This is a genomic window from Enterococcus cecorum DSM 20682 = ATCC 43198 (assembly GCF_000407565.1).
GTDB lineage: Bacteria > Bacillota > Bacilli > Lactobacillales > Enterococcaceae > Enterococcus_E > Enterococcus_E cecorum.
The window spans coordinates 658,159-674,334 of sequence record NZ_ASWI01000003.1 but is presented as its reverse complement, the minus strand read 5'-3'; the positions used below and the strand labels follow the sequence as shown (position 1 = coordinate 674,334).

16 protein-coding genes and 1 other annotated feature are annotated in these 16,176 nt (G+C 37.6%); of the genes, 8 read left to right on the top strand and 8 right to left on the bottom strand.

What is annotated here, in order from left to right; all coding sequences use genetic code 11:
* Positions 1-2: 2 nt before the first annotated feature.
* On the bottom strand, positions 3-1,334 hold the full coding sequence (locus I567_RS04095; protein ID WP_016250984.1) for a DUF438 domain-containing protein: 1,332 nt from the start codon (positions 1,332-1,334) through the stop codon (positions 3-5).
* Positions 1,335-1,565 (bottom strand): DUF1858 domain-containing protein, encoded by a 231-nt coding sequence (locus tag I567_RS04090; RefSeq protein WP_016250983.1) that lies wholly within the window; start codon positions 1,563-1,565, stop codon positions 1,335-1,337.
* A gap of 187 nt (positions 1,566-1,752) precedes the next feature.
* Positions 1,753-1,997 (top strand) — a binding site (T-box leader).
* Positions 1,998-2,059: 62 nt separating this feature from the next.
* On the opposite strand from I567_RS04090, the gene trpE reads away from it, so the two are divergent.
* Genes trpE through trpA form a run of 7 tightly spaced genes read left to right on the top strand, consistent with a single transcriptional unit; the run spans position 2,060 to position 8,523 of the window.
* A complete protein-coding gene (trpE, locus tag I567_RS04085; RefSeq protein WP_016250982.1) occupies positions 2,060-3,541 on the top strand; it encodes an anthranilate synthase component I in 1,482 nt (493 codons plus the stop codon).
* Positions 3,525-4,133: an anthranilate synthase component II gene (locus I567_RS04080; protein ID WP_016250981.1), complete on the top strand. Its 609-nt coding sequence runs from the start codon at positions 3,525-3,527 to the stop codon at positions 4,131-4,133. Before trpE ends, I567_RS04080 begins: the two co-directional genes overlap by 17 nt.
* Complete coding sequence (gene trpD / locus I567_RS04075) at positions 4,133-5,170, top strand: anthranilate phosphoribosyltransferase (protein WP_016250980.1); 1,038 nt, start codon at positions 4,133-4,135, stop codon at positions 5,168-5,170. Before I567_RS04080 ends, trpD begins: the two co-directional genes overlap by 1 nt.
* The gene (gene trpC / locus I567_RS04070; RefSeq protein ID WP_016250979.1) at positions 5,163-5,963 is read left to right on the top strand and encodes an indole-3-glycerol phosphate synthase TrpC; all 801 of its coding nucleotides are present in this window, start codon (positions 5,163-5,165) and stop codon (positions 5,961-5,963) included. The genes trpD and trpC overlap by 8 nt, the downstream gene beginning before the upstream one ends.
* Positions 5,950-6,546: a phosphoribosylanthranilate isomerase gene (locus I567_RS04065; RefSeq protein ID WP_016250978.1), complete on the top strand. Its 597-nt coding sequence runs from the start codon at positions 5,950-5,952 to the stop codon at positions 6,544-6,546. Before trpC ends, I567_RS04065 begins: the two co-directional genes overlap by 14 nt.
* Positions 6,547-6,551: 5 nt before the next feature.
* The gene (trpB, locus tag I567_RS04060) at positions 6,552-7,742 is read left to right on the top strand and encodes a tryptophan synthase subunit beta (protein WP_016250977.1); all 1,191 of its coding nucleotides are present in this window, start codon (positions 6,552-6,554) and stop codon (positions 7,740-7,742) included.
* On the top strand, positions 7,735-8,523 hold the full coding sequence (gene trpA, locus I567_RS04055) for a tryptophan synthase subunit alpha (RefSeq protein WP_016250976.1): 789 nt from the start codon (positions 7,735-7,737) through the stop codon (positions 8,521-8,523). The genes trpB and trpA overlap by 8 nt, the downstream gene beginning before the upstream one ends.
* Before the next feature lie 62 nt (positions 8,524-8,585).
* Here trpA and I567_RS04050 read toward each other — a convergent pair whose 3' ends face one another.
* Positions 8,586-9,902, bottom strand: a complete 1,317-nt coding sequence (locus I567_RS04050) for an APC family permease (RefSeq protein WP_016250975.1) — start codon at positions 9,900-9,902, stop codon at positions 8,586-8,588.
* A gap of 87 nt (positions 9,903-9,989) precedes the next feature.
* Positions 9,990-10,838: an aldo/keto reductase gene (locus tag I567_RS04045; protein ID WP_016250974.1), complete on the bottom strand. Its 849-nt coding sequence runs from the start codon at positions 10,836-10,838 to the stop codon at positions 9,990-9,992.
* Positions 10,839-11,153: 315 nt separating this feature from the next.
* On the opposite strand from I567_RS04045, the gene I567_RS04040 reads away from it, so the two are divergent.
* Positions 11,154-11,351 (top strand): hypothetical protein, encoded by a 198-nt coding sequence (locus I567_RS04040; RefSeq protein ID WP_016250973.1) that lies wholly within the window; start codon positions 11,154-11,156, stop codon positions 11,349-11,351.
* 42 nt (positions 11,352-11,393) lie between these two features.
* On the opposite strand, the gene I567_RS04035 is transcribed toward I567_RS04040, so the two are convergent.
* The 4 genes from I567_RS04035 to trmB all read right to left on the bottom strand — a co-directional run bounded on the left by I567_RS04035 (position 11,394) and on the right by trmB (position 16,155).
* Positions 11,394-11,633, bottom strand: coding sequence for a hypothetical protein (locus I567_RS04035; RefSeq protein ID WP_016250972.1), 240 nt, complete (start codon positions 11,631-11,633; stop codon positions 11,394-11,396).
* Between the two features lie 820 nt (positions 11,634-12,453).
* On the bottom strand, positions 12,454-14,169 hold the full coding sequence (locus I567_RS04030; protein WP_016250971.1) for an ABC transporter permease/substrate binding protein: 1,716 nt from the start codon (positions 14,167-14,169) through the stop codon (positions 12,454-12,456).
* Positions 14,162-15,361 carry a quaternary amine ABC transporter ATP-binding protein gene (locus I567_RS04025; RefSeq protein WP_016250970.1) on the bottom strand — a complete coding sequence of 400 codons (1,200 nt, stop codon included), beginning with the start codon at positions 15,359-15,361 and terminating at the stop codon, positions 14,162-14,164. The genes I567_RS04030 and I567_RS04025 overlap by 8 nt, the downstream gene beginning before the upstream one ends.
* Positions 15,362-15,507: 146 nt before the next feature.
* Positions 15,508-16,155 carry a tRNA (guanosine(46)-N7)-methyltransferase TrmB gene (gene trmB, locus I567_RS04020; RefSeq protein WP_016250969.1) on the bottom strand — a complete coding sequence of 216 codons (648 nt, stop codon included), beginning with the start codon at positions 16,153-16,155 and terminating at the stop codon, positions 15,508-15,510.
* Positions 16,156-16,176: the final 21 nt, after the last annotated feature.

Genomic DNA, 16,176 nt, shown 5'->3' with positions numbered 1-16,176 from the left:
ACTTATTTCAATTCATCTAAGAGACGTTTTTGTCCGGTTAATTGTTGTAATTCAGTGATATCTTGCGTCACTTCTAAACAACCTAAGTATTTACCTTGTTCATCATGAAGCGCATAATAGCGAATTGAGATTTTCATCCCACGCATATCAATCCAAAAATCAGCTTGCGTACGTGCCCCTGATCTGAAATCATCTAAAATTTGTTGGACAATATGCATGCTCTTTGGCGGATGACAGTTCACCACTTCTCGTCCAATAACTGATTTCGTTCTTGGGAAAATACGATGTGGGCCTTCTGAGTAAAAGCGGACCTTCTCATCAGCATCCACAAAGGTTAAATCGACAGGCAGATGAGAGAAAATCGCGATTAATTGTTCTAATTGTAAGTTTCCTGTTGGCAGATCAATGGTTTGCGTTAAATCTCCACTAAAATTATCTGTCTTTTCTTGAGTAGCAACCGAGCTCACAGGATAATCGGGTAAACTTGCGGCAATTGCTTCAGTTGTTTCTTTCGCTTGGGCAATAGCTGCTAGACGTTGTACCTCATTTTCCTTTTCTTTTTCAAAGGAAGCAGCACTCGGTACCCATTTTAACGGTTCAGGAATAAAGCTAAAACCAATATCATGACTATCTTTAGCGATTTGTTGCCAGTCTGCCAAGCTAAAGACATCTAGCGTCATCGGAATCATGATTTCTTCTTCTTTAAAAATCATTTCTTCTATTTCGTTTTTCAAAGCGGCCCATTTTTCAGATAACGGATTATACGCTACTTTAGGAGAAGCCAATAATTCAGCAAACTCTTTAATCATCGCACGAATTTGATCATCTACGCCCCACATGACTTTAGGTGGCGCAGTAATGCCATATTTTTCCATAAAGGCAAAAATCAACGTTTCCTTGCGCGTATAGTGTTTATCAATATTTTTTAAATCTGCAACTGCTCTTTGTAGACGTTCAAGTTGCGACCAGTCTTGTTTAGCCATTTTCGCTAAAATGCCATCAATTTCATCTGTTAGCAAAGATTGCAAGACTTGATTTTCTAATTTTAAAGTATGTACCGGATGTCCTACTTGCCCATGCTCTTCATTTGAACGATGAATCTCATTGATGGAACCTTTAAAGACGGCCGCATGAATATTACATAGTCGCTGAATTTCGCTTGGATCAAGTCCTGATTGAATCAAGGCTTTTTCGGCAGCCGTTATTTCGGTCACATCCACACCATCGAAGGCTTCATTGAACATCGCCTTCGCTTCTTCAAAACTGCCCCCATTATGTAAAGTAGATAAGATTTCTACAATTTTTTCTTGTCTTTGTTTTCTTGTTTGATCCATTTACTTACCTCCCACAACTGTAAACCCAACATTTTCAAAGGCCTGAATAATTTGTTCTAAAGGAATTTTCTTTAATTTCGCCCCTTTAGGAATCGTCATATATCTCCCAGCCGTTTGTAGCATACCAGGTGCCTTAATTTCCTTAAACCCTAATCGAAACATAATATCCAAAATTTCTGGATAACTTTGAACCAATTGATATAAGGTCAAATTTAAATCAAGTTCTTTCACCAAACCACCTCACAATTGATAATCATTCTCATAAACTATTCTACGCTATTTTGCCATTATTTTCACTAAAAAATTTATAGAAAAATCAAAAACATCTTTTCATTGAAACGATAGATTTATTTGTTCATTCTACTTGACATGAGAATAGAATTAGAATATACTGTTCTACAAATTAAATATTTCTCATTTTAAACCGTTGATGCGGAGATAAAGGTAATCATGCTTCTACAGAGAGTCTACGTTGCTGAGAGTTAGGCGAAAAACAAGTTATCAAATGGACCGCGGAGGGGGTAGTCAAAGAAAGCTTGCTTTTGAGTATACTACCACGTGATGGCTTACGTAAGTAGTCGAAGATATGTTGGTATCTTGCTGAGGGTATGGAGTTTTCCATGAATCAAGGTGGCACCGCGGATTAGTCGATTCGTCCTTGACAGTCATTTATTATGCTGTCGAGGACTTTTTTATTTCCTACGACAATCTAAGGAGGCCTTTTTATGTATCCAATTTATCCGGATTTGTCTTTTTTACAAAATCAAGCAAATACAAAAGACTACACACATTATCCACTGACACTAGAATTGCTAGCAGATATCAAAACACCGCTAGAAGTCTTAAAACTATTCAAAGAGCAAAACAAACCTTGCTTTTTACTAGAGTCCGTCATCTCTAAAGAACAATGGGGGCGCTATACTTTTCTAGGCTTTGATCCAGTTTTAGAAATCACTGGCTTAGACGGTCAAATCTATGAAAATGGTCAAGCAATTAAAAGTACTACCCCTCAAAAATATTTACGCAAGCTTGTAGCTCAATACCGCGTACCTAAACTAACCAATCTACCGCCCTTTATCGGTGGGTTAGTCGGCTATTTTGGCTACGACTATTTCAAATATGCCGAAACAAAATTAAAATTAGATGCTAAAAACCCTGAAGCATTAAATGATTTCAACTTGATGCTTTTTACCAAAGTGGTCTGCTTTGATCATAGTCAACAAAAAATCTATCTAATCGCTAATGTGCCGCTAACTGATTTGACGGCACAGTATCAAAAAATCTGTCAAGAATTACAAGATTTGGCTGAACTTTTGACTAATCAACATGCAAAACGTAAATTTACGGGTGAATTATTAGCCCCTTTACAACCTCGGTTTACCAAGGAGCGTTTTACCCAAATGATTCAAAAAGCGAAAAACTATATTTACGAAGGAGACATCTTTCAAGTCGTGCTTTCTAATTGTCTAAGCGCGCCCTTTCAAGGAAGTTTACTGGATACTTATCGCCAATTAAGGCTGCTAAACCCTTCGCCTTATCTCTTTTATGTGCAAACAAGTGACTTAGAAGTAATTGGTGCCTCCCCTGAAACCTTAGTCAAATTAGAAAATGAAACATTATATACCTATCCCTTAGCCGGAACTAGACCCCGGGGCAAGACCTTACAAGAAGATTTGGCCTTAGAAAACGAGCTCTTACAAGATGAAAAAGAACTGGCCGAGCACAATATATTGGTGGATTTAGGACGCAATGATTTAGGCAAAGTTTGTCAGTTTGGCACGGTTGAAGTCGAAAAATATTTAAATATCGAACGCTTCTCACACGTCATGCATATCGGTTCAACCATTCGCGGAATTATCCAAAATGATAAAGATGCGCTAGATACCGTAGATGCGATTTTACCCGCTGGAACATTATCTGGTGCACCGAAATTTCGAGCATGTGAAATTATCAATGAATTAGAAGATGTCAAACGCGGTATTTACGGTGGCGCAATTGGTTATATCGATTTTAGTGGGAATCTTGATTTATGTATTGCCATTCGCATTATTTATCAAAAAAACCAAAAAATCTTTATTCAAAGTGGTGCTGGAATTGTGGCTGATTCAAATGCCGATAAAGAATATCAAGAATGTATCAATAAAGCCAAAGCCACTGTTAAAGCTTTAGAACTTGCAGGAGGAAATTCAAATGATCTTACTCATTGATAACTATGATAGTTTCGCCTATAACCTCTATCAAATGGTTGGCGAAATTGCCAAAGAAATTAAAGTCATTCGCAATGATACCTATAGCGTGGCACAAATCGCACAGCTCAACCCGCAAGCCATCATCCTTTCACCTGGATCTGGTCGACCGGAATATGCTGGAGTTTGCCAAGAAGTGATTACTCGCCTAGGACACAAAATTCCGATTTTAGGAGTTTGCTTAGGACATCAGGCAATCTGTCAAGTTTTTGGTGCCACGATTACCCATGCACCACAATTAATGCATGGCAAGTCGTCCTATATTCAAATCAATCAGGAGAGCCCACTATTTGACGGAATTGCCGCACCGATGCAAGTGGCACGATATCATTCTTTAATTGCACAAAAAGAATCAATTCCTGAATGCTTAAAAGTTATCGCAAGTACGAATGAACAAGAAATAATGGCTGTGGCGCATCAAAATTATCCCATCTTTGGGGTCCAATTTCATCCCGAATCAATTCTTACACCCAACGGCCGAAAACAATTAGCGAATTTTATTCAATTTGCGCAAAACTATACACCAAATACAGTATTGGAGGAAATAAAATAATGATTCAAGAAGCGATTAAAAAAATTGTCGATAAACAAGATTTAACTTTTGATGAGGCTTATCAAGTGATGAGTGAAATCATGAATGGTCAAACCTCCCCTACTCAAAATGCAGCCTTTTTAGCAGCTTTGTCCACCAAAAGCAGCCGCAGTGAAACCATTGAAGAAATTTCTGGTTGTGCCAAAGCCATGCGAGACTGTGCAACCTTAATTCATCACCCATTTGAAGTCATGGACATTGTCGGAACAGGTGGCGATGGCTCTAATAGTTTTAATATTTCGACGACCGCTAGCTTTGTTGTTGCAGCTAGTGGCATCAAAGTAGCAAAACACGGCAATCGGGCAGCATCCTCTAAAAGTGGCACGGCCGACTGTTTAGAAGCATTAGGACTCCCCTTAGCCAAAACCCCTGAACAAAATATTGAAATGCTAGAAAAGACTAATTTTTGCTTCTGTTTTGCGCAAAGCTACCATCCTTCCATGAAATATGTGGGGGGTATTCGTAAAGAACTGGGAATTCGTACTGTCTTTAATATCTTAGGACCCTTGACCAACCCAGCCAAGCCAAGCTATCAACTACTTGGTGTCTATGACGAATCCTTACTAGAAATCTTAGCACATACCTTAAATGAACTCAGTCTGAAAAGAGCCATGGTCGTCTATGGGCAAGATAAATTAGACGAAATATCTTTAAGCGCCCCTACTAGCATCTGCGAACTAAATGAGGGACAAGTCACACGTTATACCTTTAACCCTCAATCCATTGGTTTTACCTACTGCACCAAAGAAGATTTACGAGGGGGCACGCCAGAAGAAAATGCGCAAATCACCAAAGATATTTTAGCCGGAAAAATCAAAGGACCAAAACGCCAAGCTGTCTTGTTAAATGCTGGAGCCGCCCTTTATCTTGGTGGTAAAGCAGCAACTTTTGCAGAAGGTATCGCTAAAGCTGGTGAATTGATTGAGTCTGGAGAAGCCTTGGCCACTTTATTAAAAGTCATTGATTTTGCTCAAATACAGGAGGCTCGTCATGACTGATATCTTACAAACAATCGCTACTAAAACGAAAGAACGAATTGAAAAGCAAAAAGCGCTCCACCCTCTAGAAGAATTAAAACAAGCTTGTGCCAAATTACCAATCAATCAAGATTTTCCTTTTGAACAAGCTTTACGCAAAGAGGGATTGAGTTATATTTGTGAATGTAAAAAAGCTTCCCCATCGAAAGGATTAATAGATGAAAATTTTCATTATTTACAGATTGCCAAAGAATACGAAAACGTGGGTGCTCGTGCGATATCTGTCCTAACTGAGCCCGAATTTTTCTTAGGTAGTGATCAATATTTACAAAAAATTGCCCAAGAAGTTAAGATTCCCTGCTTGAGAAAAGATTTTATTATCGATGAATATATGATTTATCAAGCAAAACTATTAGGTGCTCAAGCTATATTATTGATTGTCTCCTTATTAGATACACAAATTTTAAAACAATATCTGGATTTAGCCACTTCACTAGGCTTATCGTGTTTAGTCGAAGCCCATGACGAAGTAGAAATCAAGAAAGCCATTGAAGTCGGCGCAAAAATTATCGGTGTAAATAATCGTAATCTTAGAAATTTCCAAGTCAACGTTGAAAATACCTTAAACTTACGCCAAGCTATTCCTAAAGAGATTCTGATGGTGGCTGAAAGTGGGATACAAAATCGGTTAGACATTGCTTTACTTGAAAAAGCCCAAATCGATGCCGTACTGATTGGTGAGACATTGATGAAAGCCAGTGACAGACAAGCAAAGATGGCCGAGCTTAGAGGTGAAAAGAATGAGCAAAATTAAATTTTGTGGTATCCAACCAGATAGCGACTTAGATTACATCAATCAATTAGCTCCAGATTACATTGGAATGGTTTTTGCGCCCAAAAGTAAACGCGTCGTCACTTTTGAAGAGGCCAAAAAAATCAGCCAAACACTTAAACCTGAAATTACGAGAGTCGGTGTCTTTGTCGATGCACCCGAAAGCCTAATTGCAAAACTTGTAAACAATCAAGTCATTCAGGTCATACAATTACATGGCGCTGAAGATGAAGCAACCATTCGTCACTACCAACAAACGCTTAAAATACCAGTAATCAAAGCCTTTGGGATTCAAACGCCAGACGATGTAAAGAAGGCTATACAATCCTCAGCCGATTATTTACTTTTTGATTACAAGGTAGCTGGTAGTGGCAAAACTTTTGACTGGCGCTATATCCAAGAAGTTAAACGCAATTACTTTCTTGCAGGTGGAATCAATAGTGAAAATCTTAAAGATGCGCTATCCCTTAATCCCTATGCCATTGATTTAAGCTCAGCCATCGAAACAAATGGCCGTAAAGATAATCAAAAAATGACCACTATTATAAATATCATGAGAGGATGAAGACAATGACAAATCCAAATGGACGCTTCGGTATCCATGGCGGTCAATATATTCCCGAAACCTTAATGAATGCCGTCATAGAACTTGAAGAAGCCTATAATCACTTTAAAAATGATCCAACTTTCCAAAAAGAATTAAAAGAATTATTCCATGACTATGCCAATCGTCCAAGTAGACTCTACTACGCCGAAAAACTGACGAAAAAACTAGGTGGCGCAAAAATCTATCTCAAACGCGAGGACTTAAATCATACTGGCGCCCATAAAATTAACAATGTATTAGGACAAGCCTTATTAGCGAAGAAAATGGGCAAAACACGTCTCATCGCCGAAACAGGTGCCGGTCAACACGGAGTTGCCACCGCCACCGCCGCTGCACTTTTAGATATGGAATGTGTGGTATATATGGGGAAAGAAGATACCATTCGTCAAGCCTTAAATGTCTACAAAATGCGCTTATTAGGAGCAGAAGTCGTGCCGGTTACGAGTGGTACAGCAACTTTAAAAGATGCTGTATCTGAAGCGATGCGTGAATGGACGAGCCGCATTGAAGATACGCATTATTGTCTTGGATCCGTGATGGGGCCTCATCCATTCCCAGTAATTGTCCGTGATTTTCAAGCAGTTATCTCTCAAGAAATCAAAGAACAAATGCTAGAAAAAGAAGGCCGGCTCCCTGATATTGTGATGGCTTGTGTAGGTGGCGGCAGTAATGCAATTGGGGCTTTCTACCACTTTATCGCGCATCCTGAAGTCCGTTTAATCGGGTGTGAGGCAGCAGGACGCGGCATTGATACCTTTGATACGGCAGCCACCATTGCAACCGGGAAGCTTGGGATTTTCCACGGGATGAAATCTTATTTTTGCCAAGATGAATACGGACAAATCGCCCCTGTCTACTCTATTTCAGCTGGGCTAGATTATCCCGGAATTGGCCCAGAGCATGCCAATTTACATGACCAAAAACGAGCAGAATACGTCGCTATTACTGATGAAGAAGCTGTCAACGCCTTTGAATTATTAAGTAAAACAGAAGGAATCATCCCAGCAATTGAATCCGCTCATGCAGTAGCTCATGCAATCAAAATCGCCCCTACCCTAGACAAAGATAAAATTATTGTTGTGAATTTATCTGGACGTGGCGATAAAGACTGTGCAGCAATAGCAAGATATCGAGGTGAAAACATCCATGACTAAACAAACCAGACAACAACGAATTCAAAAAGCTTTTCACCACAAAGCTTTTATTCCCTTTATTACTTGTGGTGACCCAGATTTAGCTACTAGTAAAGCCATTATCCGCACATTAGCAGCAAATGGTGCAGATATTATCGAACTAGGTATTCCTTTTTTAGATCCAACCGCAGAAGGACCGGTTATTCAAGAAGCAAATTTACGCGCTTTAAAAAATCAAGTAACCACAGATGATATCTTCCAAATGGTAGCAGATTTACGCCAAGATTTAACCGTACCAATGGTCATTATGACTTATGCCAATGTGGTCTTTTCCTATGGTATCCAACGCTTCATTCAAAAATCCCAAGAAGTCGGCATTGATGGCCTAATTTTGCCAGATGTCCCTTATGAAGAAAAAGAAGAATTCAATCAAGTTTGCCAACAATATGGTTTAGCCTTTATTTCCTTGATTACCCCTACTTCCCATGAGCGTATTGCAAAAATCGCTAAAGAAGCAAATGGTTTCTTATATTGCGTTTCTTCTTTAGGGGTAACTGGGGTTCGTAGCCAAATTAATACGGATCTTGGTAGTATGATTGCTGCTGTACGTAAAGCGAATCCAACTATTTCTGTGGCGATTGGCTTTGGAATTGCCACAAGCGAACAAGCCAAACAAATGAGTCAACTCTCAGACGGGATTATCATCGGATCGGCCATCGTCAAACAAATTGGCCAACACCAACAAAAAGCTCCAGAAATTTTAGCAGAATATGCCAAAAGTATTATCCAAAATATTCGGTGAACATGAAACAATAGAAGCAAAAAATCAGCGTGAAGCAAAAAAACCTCACGCTGATTGATTTTTCATTTCATTTTTCGTCCTAAGTAAAATACGGGAATGCCTAGTAAAGTCAGTCCGATTCCGGTTAAAGCAAGCTGGGTTGAATAAACAATCGTCATCACTAAAATAAACCCACCACCTAATATCGCAATGAGCGGTAAAACTGGATATAACGGAACTTTATATGGTCGCGGTAAGTCCGGTTGTGTCTTGCGCAAAACAAAAACTGCCGCAAAAATCAAAATGCTGAAAAACCACATCACAAAGACTAACATATCCGTTAATAAATCAAAATTTCCTAAACACATCATCACAATGGCAATGGCTAGTTGAAACAAAGCAGCAACATAGGGAATCGCAGTATGTTTAGAAAGACGTTTGAAATAGCGACTCAAAGGCAATTCATCTTCTTTCGCTAAAGCATAAGGCACGCGAATTCCGGTCATTGTATAGCCGTTTAGTGCCCCATATACTGAAATCAAAATCCCAATCGTCACTAATTTTCCTCCAAAACCACCAAACATTTGGATAGCCGCCAAATTCGCTGCATTTAAGTTACCAGCAATCTGCGCAACCGGTAAATTCTTCAAGAAAGCCCAGTTAATCAACACATAAACTAAAGTTACAAAACTAAGTCCTAAGATAATCGCTTTAGGCAAATCTTTTTGCGGATGCTTCATTTCACCTGCGACATTTCCTACATTTAACCAACCATCATAGGCAAATAAAGTAGCTAGTAACGCAGCAGCAAAATTATGGGCAGCATTGGTTTGACCAAAAAAGCTTGCATCCACTAAAGCTATTTGCACCTGACCTTGTGTAAATAGTCCTGCTAGAATAATTAAACTAATCGGTAGCAATTTTACAATAAGTGTTACTGATTGCACATTGGCCGCTACCTTTGTGCCTAACAAGTTAATCCCCGTAACACTCGAACCTACTAAAATCGCTAAGGGTAGTAATATAGAAGAGGACAAATGAAATAGATTGATACACTGGGTAGCAAAGATAATGCTTAATGCGGCAATATTTGCTGGAAAATAAACAATCATTTGCGCCCAACCGAGTAAAAATGAAGGCAACTTACCATAAGCTTCTTCAATATAGCGCACCGCTCCACCCGTTTTAGGAATCGCTGTGGCTAATTCAGCAACCGTCAAGCCCCCACAGATTGTTAATAGACCAGCCAAAGCCCAGGTAAATAAAGTAGTCGAGGCATTTTGCGTATGATTGACGACACTGGCCACTTTGAAAAAGACCCCTGCACCAATTACTGTACCCATCACTGTTGACAAGGCACCTACTAAATTAATTTCCTTTTTTAAATGTTTTTGCTCCATCCATTAACCTCATTTTCTAAATATAATGAAAGTATACAGAAAATAATCACAAAAAACCATAGACTTTTATTTAAAATTTTTTTCATATTAGAAATTCGTTGTATCTGGATCAGTAGCTAAACTCTTAACCCCTTGTAATGCATCCATCGCTGCCATATCTTGGGCATCAATTATGAAATCAAAGACTTGGAAGTTTTGCTCAATCCGTGATGGCGTAACAGATTTTGGTAATGGTAAGAAACCTTTTTGTAAACTCCAACGTAATAACAATTGTGGCACACTCTTTTGATATTTCGCCGCAATCTTTTCTAGCTCTGGTAAACCAATCAAATTCCCTGTGCCTAGTGGACTATAAGCTTCACTTAAGATGTTGTGCGCATTGTTATAGGCTACCACTTCTCTTTGTTGGTCAGATGGGTTAAGGTAAATTTGATTCACAACTGGTCGAATTTTAGCTGTTGCAAGCAAAGCATCTAAATGGTGAGCTCTAAAGTTCGAAACACCGATAGATTTAATCTTGCCTGCTTCAACCGCTTCTTCCATTGCACGCCAAGCTTCACTATTAGCTTCTTGCCAATTTTCACGAAAATGAACTGGATTTGGCCAATGAATCAAATAAAGATCGAAATAATCTAAGCCTAAATTTTGTAAAGACTGATCAATGGCTTTTTTCGCTAATTCATAACTATGATCCGTGTTCCATAATTTTGTCGTTACAAATAAATCTTCACGAGCGACCCCACTTTTTTGAATGGCACGACCAACAGAAACTTCATTGCCGTAAATCATCGCCGTATCAATATGACGATAACCACTTTCTAAAGCTTTCAATACAGATTGTTCGGCCACATCCCCATCAGGAGTTTGCCAAGTACCAAAACCTAGTACCGGAATTTCTTGACCATTTGCTAACTTGTAAGTTGGAATTTTACTCATAATATGTACACCTCTTTAAATATGTATTACACCTTTAATTTTACAACTAATACTGCATTTTTTCATGTATCTTGTTTAAAAAGCTTTAGCAACATCTGCTTTTCAATCGTGCAGAATCTATTTCATAAAAATTATTTTAAATAACTATATATTTATAATTAGTATAAATAAAATAATTTACATATGCACGTTAAATGCAATAATTATAGTACATTATGAAAAAATTAATAATTTATATATTTCCATACAACTATTGAGAAATAATTTTTATCGTGTATAATTTTAAACAAAATAATAATGAAAAGAGAAAAAAATATGACTCGAAATACATCTTATTATGACAAAGAATCCTATAGAGAATTAACCCATATTCAAAAACTACTTTTAGCTGATGAACCATTTACTGTATCAAAAAGAATTCATGCGGCTAGACGTGGTCGCTTACAAGAACCCTTTCTTTCTATCGACCAAAATCGTATGCCTAATTATTTCAAACGATCCATCCGCCTATAAAAAAAGAGAGTCACACCACGACAAATGGTTGACTCTTTTTGATTATCTTCTATGATTTGATTGTTGCATCATCATATAAGCGCGATATTTTTCATCTAATGTAGCAAGATCACTCTCTAGTCTTCCGCGCTCTCTTGCATGAATACGCTTTGAGGCTGTCCATGATTTAGATGCAGCATTCAATGTTAATAATTTTGCAAACTCAAATGGTTGATTCTCAGCCTGTACTAGTGAATTTTCACTATCCAACGTAAAATATTGTATTTCTCGAATAGACCCCATACCATTCCCCTCCAATATTCTTTCATTCCCCATGTTCATTATACAACCACTTACTAGGAAAATACAAGAATAATTATCAATTTTCGACAATTTTTTTAATGAATTATATTTTAATAATCAAACACAAATATGTAAACATTCGTATAAATAAATATTTACATACGTAGACTATTTTAAATTTTATGTTTCCATGTTTGTCTAAATACTATTATTTCAAGCTTATCAAACGAATAACAACTAAACACAAGCTTCTTTTTATAATAATTTTAAATTAAAACAATGATACTAGATACTCTATCTATGAAATCACATATAGAATCCATTGTTTTTTATACAAGTTATAAATAATATAATTTTTTTATTTTATTTTCAAAACTTTATCTAGGACAAGCACTTGCGTAGATATTATTGTTTTATTTCGTATTTTGCTTACAGTTAATATGATTAATCTATTATTCCTTTTCATTATCTACTTCCTTTAAAACATACTCCTTTTCATTCAAAATAATGGATTAAATGTCAAGATAGGCTGTTTTGGTCTATTCCAAAAATAAAAAAATAGCATACTTCATCTTATTCGCAAGATTTTTTTGATTTTTTTTGCATTTACCCCTTTTCATTTTGAGCATTTTATAAGATAATGAAGTATGTAAAGATTGTAAATATATTTTGCCGTTTATCTTTACATATATGTTTACCGTTTCAAGTTAATGTAAATTATCTTTTCCCATATTCCAATGAACGCACATGTCTTTTAGGCATGTGCGTTCATTGTTGTGTTAAAAAAAGGCATTGGAGACAACACTCCAATGCCTTTTGATTATTTCACCCAAGCTTTGACTTTTTCCGGATTGGCTTTGATCCAATCTTTTGCTGCTTGCTTTGGCTCTTTCCCATTTTGAATGTCCAACATCACACTTTCCATGTCTTTGGTACTCCAATGGAAATTATCTAAAATTTGATTGGCTTTTTGATGTTCTTTGGCAAAGTCTTTACTTGTCATTGTATGAATTTCTTCAGCTGAACCCATAATCTTCTTATCATCTTTTAAATATTTCAAATCATATTTGGCAAACATCCAATGCGGAGACCAACCAGTGATAACGATATCTTCCTTATTTTTAATTGCTTTATCTAAGGCCACGACCATTGCACCTGATGAAGAAGTCTCTACTTGCCAATCACTTAAATTATCATAAGCTTTGACTGTTTTCTTAGCACCAGCAACAACTCCAGAACCTGGCTCGATTCCGGTAATCTTCTTACCAGATTCATCGGATAAATCGCTAATGGCATCGACTGTCATATAACTAGGAACAACTAATCCCACTTTTGCCCCTTTTAAATTGGCCCCTAAATCCACCATTTGATCCTTGTATTTTTTATATTGGCTCGCATGTGTGTTTGGTAACCAAGCTGCCACCATCGCATCGGCCCGTTTATTGGCCACGGCTTCCCACATGACAGCATTATCTAAAGGAGTCATCTCTACTTGATACCCTTCATCTTCTAGCACTTGTGCAATCACATTGGTTGAAGCCACCTCAGTATCCCATTGCACATAAGCTAAACGAATGGTTTCTTTGTTTTGCGTACCTAATACCACATTTTGGACAATAGCTCCGATTGCTAAAACAGCTAAAACGGCTGAAGTTAAAGCAATTTTTTGTTTTTTAGGCATTTTTTGATGTGCGTGTTGTTTTTCGCGGTTTGTGTATTGGATAAAGCGGTCAATCATAATCGCTAAAATAACCAGTGCCAAACCACTGACAAATCCACTACCGATATCCGCTTTTTGTAAGGCTGCCAAGACATTGCGCCCAAGACCAGGTGCCCCAATCATTGAAGCTGTAACAACCATTGATAAAGCTAGCATCGTTGTTTGATTGACCCCGGCTAAAATCGTCTTTTTCGCTAAAGGCAATTCTAACTTCAATAATTTTTGCCAAGCGGTGCCCCCAAATGAATCTGAAGCTTCTACTAGTTCTGTTGGAATTTGTTTAATCCCTAAATGTGTGAAACGTACAGTAGGTGGTAAAGCGAAAATTACTGAAGCGAAGACCCCTGGCACCATCCCGATACCAAAGAACGCCACGGCTGGAATTAAATACACAAAACTTGGCATACTTTGCATAAAGTCTAAAATAGGGGTTAATACTTTTCTGACCGTCTCACTTTTTGCCATCCAAATACCTAGTGGCACCCCGATAACAATCGAAATCACACTAGCTACTAACACCAATGTAGTCGTTTGTAAAAGTGCATCCCATAGACCTTGGTTAGCAATAAAAACTAATCCTAAAAAGGTAAAAATCGGTAAACCTTTTTTCTTGTTCGTAATGATATAAGCGATCACTGTCAGTAACACAATCCACACTGGAATAGGTACTAAACCTAATATTCCCGTAATTGTGTCCATCACTTTTTGACCGACAGTTTGTAATAAATTAAATAGCCCAGAAAAATGAACCGTCAACCAGTCCGTCAGCTGCTCAATTACTTTAGCAACGGGCCATGTATTTGTTAAATTATCCATTGACAACTTCCTTTCCTTGCTGTGTTTCTGCTAATGCTTCAATGACCGAACCACGAATGACTACTCCTAAAACTTTACCATTTTCGACAACTGCTAAAGGTGTCTTGGCATCATATAAAACATTAAAAATATCGGTAACCAACATATCTTTATCAATCGTTGGCATCTGTTCATCAAGTACTTCTTGTAAACTTAATTTCTCATTTCTAGCTCTTAATGCGGCGTCGGCAGTAATAATTCCCTTTAATTGACGTTTGCGATCGACTGCGACTAGCATACTAATTTCTTCTTTACGCATACGATTTAAAGCAACATTTGGACCATCTAATTCAATATTGGTCGTAATTGCTGGGACCATAATGTTTTGGGCGGTTAAGACTTTAGTACGGTCCACATCTTCCACAAACTCGCGAACAAATTGATTTGCTGGATTGGTTAAGATTTCTTCACCCGTACCTATTTGCATAATTTGCCCATCTTTCATCAAAGCAATTCGGTCGCCAATTCGTAAAGCCTCATTTAAATCATGAGTGATGAAAATAATCGTACGTTTTTCTCTTGCTTGTAGATCCAACAATTCATCTTGCATTTCGCGACGGATTAATGGGTCTAGCGCAGAGAAAGCTTCATCCATTAATAAAATTTCTGGATCGTTAGCTAAGGCGCGGGCTAGACCTACACGCTGTTGCATCCCACCTGATAATTGTTCTGGATATTGATCAGCAAAATCTAAAAGTCCAGCATTGTCCAACGCTTTTTTTGCTCTTTTTTCGCGTTCTTCTTTAGTAACACCTTTAATTTCCAAACCATACTCGACATTTTCTAAAATCGTACGGTGTGGGAATAATCCAAAACTTTGGAACACCATATTAATTTTGTGACGTCGAACTTCTCGTAAACCTTCTTTATCTAATTTGGCAATATCTTGACCATCAATAAAAATCTGGCCATCTGTTGGTTCAATTAAACGATTCAGCAAACGAATCAACGTAGACTTCCCACTACCAGATAATCCCATGACAACGAAAATCTCACCTTCATTTACTTGAAAGTTTGCATCATAGACCCCGACAGTTGCGCCAGTCTTGGCTAAAATTTCCTTTTTACTTTTATTTTCTGTAATCATATTTAACGCTTGGTGGGTTTTGCGTCCAAATATTTTCGTTAAATGCTTAACTTCTAATTTACTCATTCATTTCCCTTCTTTCTGATTTCTTTAAGTGACTACTTTACAATACCATAATGTTGTCACTTTGTCAAAAAGGATGCTTTCCTAATAAATCGTACAAAAAAAAGACAGTTAGACCATTCTTCTAACTGCCTTTTTCAATGAAATATTTATTGCTTACCATTAAATCTAGCCTCTACTCGATAAATTCTTTGCCCGCGGCTAGAAAATTTCTCTTCGTATTCCGTCATGATATTGCCTTCATAATTACTATGATGCAAATCTAGCCAGACTTGTAAAATCGTCATGCCATACTGTGAAAAACTAGCTAATGAATATTCAAATAAGCCTTGATTATCGGTTTTAAAATGTATTTCTCCAGCTGGTTTTAAGATTTGCTCATCAACAGCTAAGAAACTCTTATAAGTTAAGCGACGTTTTTCATGACGTTTTTTCGGCCATGGATCAGAAAAGTTCAAATAAATTCGATCTACTTCACCATCTGCAAAATATTCTGTCAAGCTTGACCCATCAACATGCAATAATTGTACGTTGGGCAATTCTTCAGCCAAAACTTTATCTAAGGCAAAAGAGACCACACTGACTTGAATTTCCACACCAATATAGTTAATTTCTGGATGTGCCTTAGCCATTTCCGTAATAAATTGACCTTTTCCCATCCCAATTTCAATATGAATCGGATGGTCATTGCCAAAGCGCTCATGCCACTTTCCTTTAAAAGTATGGGCTTGATCCACCACATATTCTGGATGAGATGAAATCAATTCTTCTGCCCCTTTACGTTTTCTAACTCGCATCTTTTTTCCTTTCTTTTTCGC

Coding starts and splice junctions, on each gene's coding strand:
- I567_RS04025 (WP_016250970.1), bottom strand. CDS start 15,361: ATGAGTAAATTAGAAGTTAAGCATTTAACGAAAATATTTGGACGCAAA.
- trpD (WP_016250980.1), top strand. CDS start 4,133: ATGATTCAAGAAGCGATTAAAAAAATTGTCGATAAACAAGATTTAACT.
- I567_RS04040 (WP_016250973.1), top strand. CDS start 11,154: ATGACTCGAAATACATCTTATTATGACAAAGAATCCTATAGAGAATTA.
- I567_RS04050 (WP_016250975.1), bottom strand. CDS start 9,902: ATGGAGCAAAAACATTTAAAAAAGGAAATTAATTTAGTAGGTGCCTTG.
- trpB (WP_016250977.1), top strand. CDS start 6,552: ATGACAAATCCAAATGGACGCTTCGGTATCCATGGCGGTCAATATATT.
- I567_RS04080 (WP_016250981.1), top strand. CDS start 3,525: ATGATCTTACTCATTGATAACTATGATAGTTTCGCCTATAACCTCTAT.
- trpE (WP_016250982.1), top strand. CDS start 2,060: ATGTATCCAATTTATCCGGATTTGTCTTTTTTACAAAATCAAGCAAAT.
- trpA (WP_016250976.1), top strand. CDS start 7,735: ATGACTAAACAAACCAGACAACAACGAATTCAAAAAGCTTTTCACCAC.
- trpC (WP_016250979.1), top strand. CDS start 5,163: ATGACTGATATCTTACAAACAATCGCTACTAAAACGAAAGAACGAATT.
- I567_RS04065 (WP_016250978.1), top strand. CDS start 5,950: ATGAGCAAAATTAAATTTTGTGGTATCCAACCAGATAGCGACTTAGAT.
- I567_RS04030 (WP_016250971.1), bottom strand. CDS start 14,169: ATGGATAATTTAACAAATACATGGCCCGTTGCTAAAGTAATTGAGCAG.
- I567_RS04035 (WP_016250972.1), bottom strand. CDS start 11,633: ATGGGGTCTATTCGAGAAATACAATATTTTACGTTGGATAGTGAAAAT.
- trmB (WP_016250969.1), bottom strand. CDS start 16,155: ATGCGAGTTAGAAAACGTAAAGGGGCAGAAGAATTGATTTCATCTCAT.
- I567_RS04095 (WP_016250984.1), bottom strand. CDS start 1,334: ATGGATCAAACAAGAAAACAAAGACAAGAAAAAATTGTAGAAATCTTA.
- I567_RS04045 (WP_016250974.1), bottom strand. CDS start 10,838: ATGAGTAAAATTCCAACTTACAAGTTAGCAAATGGTCAAGAAATTCCG.